This is a genomic window from Novosphingobium sp. AAP1, assembly GCF_001295765.1.
Lineage (GTDB): Bacteria > Pseudomonadota > Alphaproteobacteria > Sphingomonadales > Sphingomonadaceae > Novosphingobium > Novosphingobium capsulatum.
In genome coordinates, this window is sequence record NZ_LJHO01000041.1 from 1 (window position 1) to 2,725 (window position 2,725).

The window sequence follows — 2,725 nt, forward strand, 5'->3', positions numbered from 1 at the left end:
TAACTACGTCGGCGGAGATCCGGTTAATGGTACAGATCCTAGCGGAATGTTTGATTTTTGCTGGTATCGTAAATATGGAGCGTCTTTGGCGGGTTCTGATGCGAAATTCAACAATGAAAAAGAATGCGTACATGTAGATGATAGGACTGATACCGTAACACAAGGAGGTGGCGATAAAAAATCTGAATCAAGCAATGGGTCAACTATTGTGGTAAGCAGGCGTCGAGATGAAAAAAGTTTGCCACCGTGCCTTCAGGATTTTTTGAGGGGAAGGATTAAAAGTAATCCGGCTGACATCACGCTACACCGGGGATCACCCTTCGAGTTGACCGAGAACTCAGTTACTATTGGAAATGACGTATATCTCGTAGGAGATATATTTGGAAGAACGGACCGAGCGGCTGAGATTCATAAATTCCACGAAATTCAGCATACTAGCCAAGGTGCTCGAGGTTATAGCACCTTCAACCAAGCCTTCGCCTATGCTGCTTTTGGCAGCCATGATGCGTCGCCGTTTGAGCAGGCGGCGGATAAGTTCGCCCAAGACGCTTACAATGCCTACAAGGCTGCGGGATTGGACAAGACATGTCCATTCTAAGAAATTGGAAGCATGGGCTTTTTGTCTTGGCGATGGTAGGTTGCTCAGCTGGGTGCGATCGTGGCTCTCCTGCTTATCGACAAATCGAGAAATTGCCGTATTCCGAATGGGACCGATATGCGGCCTCGCTCCCTATTGAGAAGCGCCTTGATCTACAAAAAGAAATAATGGAGCGTTCTGGCGCAAATCCCCAGATGACCATAGAGGGTGCGTTTTCTAAGCAGCCGTCTGAAACATATGAAGCGCTTATAAATAGAATTAAGCGGGGGGATCATAGTAGATATTACCTTGGCGTGATATACGAAATCAATCGATCCGATAAGTTCGAAATCTGCTCGCAGCCTGATCGAAGGATTATCCAGTCATATCTGCGGGGGATAGCGGGGTATCCGGGGCAGGAGCGTCAGCAGCCGGATTTCTATAACTGCTGAACCGGTCTTTGTAGGACATCGGAAGCATGGGTCTCGTAATCGTGCAGGTGTGTCGCGAACGCGACGCTGGGACTGTGAGACGGTAGTTTGTGCGCGGGGCGAGCCCTGCGAAAACCGATGAGTCGGACCATGGAGTTGCATGTCGGAATAGATGTTGCCCTGTAAAGCTCATGCCTGTGCATCGTCGACGAGAAGGGCGGAAAAGTGCTGGAAACGACCGTCTCCCGCGATCCTGAGGCAGTCTGCCTGGCTTTGCGAGATTATGTCCAAAACATTAGATGTTTGGTCCCGGGAATTGATGGTGCGGGTATGATGTGAAGCGCTGGGGTTCTTTTGTAATCGCCCGATTGTTACCGCAGCTTATAGGCCTTGACGATTTTGATGGTGGCAGGATCGGAAACAAGGTCCTGCAGGAATTGCTCCCATTCGTCAGGAGATCGCCGTGCGTCGGCGATCATGCTTCGTAATTCGTCGATGGCATTGTCGGTCAGTGCGGTGCGCCATTCGTCCGTAACCGCCCGATTGTTACCGCGGCTTGTGGCGTTTGATGTCTTCGATGGTTTCGGGATCGTCGAAATTGGCGTGCAGGAAGTCGTCCCATACGTCGGGTGAGCTGCGGAGGTCGGCGAGAAGGTCTCACAATTAGACAGCTAGGTCTCTTGGGTTGGTACCACCATTTTGGCAGACGCTCGCTCGAGAAACGTATTGGTAATATACTGTAAAAAATTACAGAAAGTTAATTACTTCCTCCGACTTTTTCGATTTAGTTTGGCGTGTCTTCTGGGGGGGTAATTATATGATGAAGCGGGAAAATTCTCTTTACGCCGTGCTGCTGGGGTCCGCCGCGAGCTGCATTGTGTTTCCCGCGCTTGCGGTTGCGCAAAGCACTGCTCCTGCACCAACTTATAATTCCACGGTGGACAGCAACGGAATCGATCTCTCCAACGGGCAGGTTCGTCCGCATATTGTCGATCTCAGCATAGGCCCGAGTGACGCTCCCCTCCAGCTTATTCGTTCATCGTATACAGCCGATGCCAGAAATTTTCTTATTGCTGTCGCTGGAACTTATAGCGCCACAACGGGAAAACTAAATTCCCCTGTTACAGTTATGATTGATGAAAAGGCGTATACATTTAATTATACAAATGGAGCTTGGGTCGCTCAATACGCGGATGGTTCATCTTTTGACGGAAGTAAGTTTGTAGACCGAGATGGTGTAGTGTACCAATTTTACGCTGTATTTCAAGCAAGTCCGTCATACACACACTATTTGGGGTTTGGGTATTGGCCAGCTCTAATAGGAAGATCTATATCATATCCAGATGGTAGAGTTGTCAACTTAGATTACAATAATTTTCGGGTTCACTCTGGGTCTGGCGCTGCAGGCAGAGATGATTTTTACTATAGACTAAAATCTGTAACTGATAGTCGTGGATATATGTTAAAATATAGCTACGTTTCTGATGTTAATAGTGATACTAATGCAAATTGGGGGGTTCTTTCTTCGGTATCAGCTGTTAATCTTGGATCATACTCATGTGGAATTTCTGACAATACCTGCAATTCGGCGCCGCAGACAGTTCATTATGCATATGCCGGACCGGATTCAGCGGGTAATTATACTTTTACGGTTACTGACCCGCTTGGAAATCAGACCATTGGTACTAATCACGCAAATTATATAGGGGTAAAAACT

The 2,725-nt window shown here is 47.9% G+C and carries 3 protein-coding genes; all 3 read left to right on the forward strand.

What is annotated here, in order from left to right; translation table 11 throughout:
* A partial coding sequence (locus IP65_RS21860) for a hypothetical protein (protein WP_197279318.1) occupies window positions 1-598 on the forward strand: 598 nt, incomplete at its 5' end.
* Window positions 586-1,029 (forward strand): hypothetical protein, encoded by a 444-nt coding sequence (locus IP65_RS21615; RefSeq protein ID WP_156306827.1) that lies wholly within the window; start codon window positions 586-588, stop codon window positions 1,027-1,029. The genes IP65_RS21860 and IP65_RS21615, both read left to right, overlap by 13 nt.
* 796 nt (window positions 1,030-1,825) lie before the next feature.
* Window positions 1,826-2,725: hypothetical protein (locus IP65_RS21620; RefSeq protein WP_156306829.1), on the forward strand; the 900-nt coding region annotated here is incomplete at its 3' end.

Coding starts and splice junctions, on each gene's coding strand:
- IP65_RS21615 (WP_156306827.1), top strand. CDS start 586: ATGTCCATTCTAAGAAATTGGAAGCATGGGCTTTTTGTCTTGGCGATG.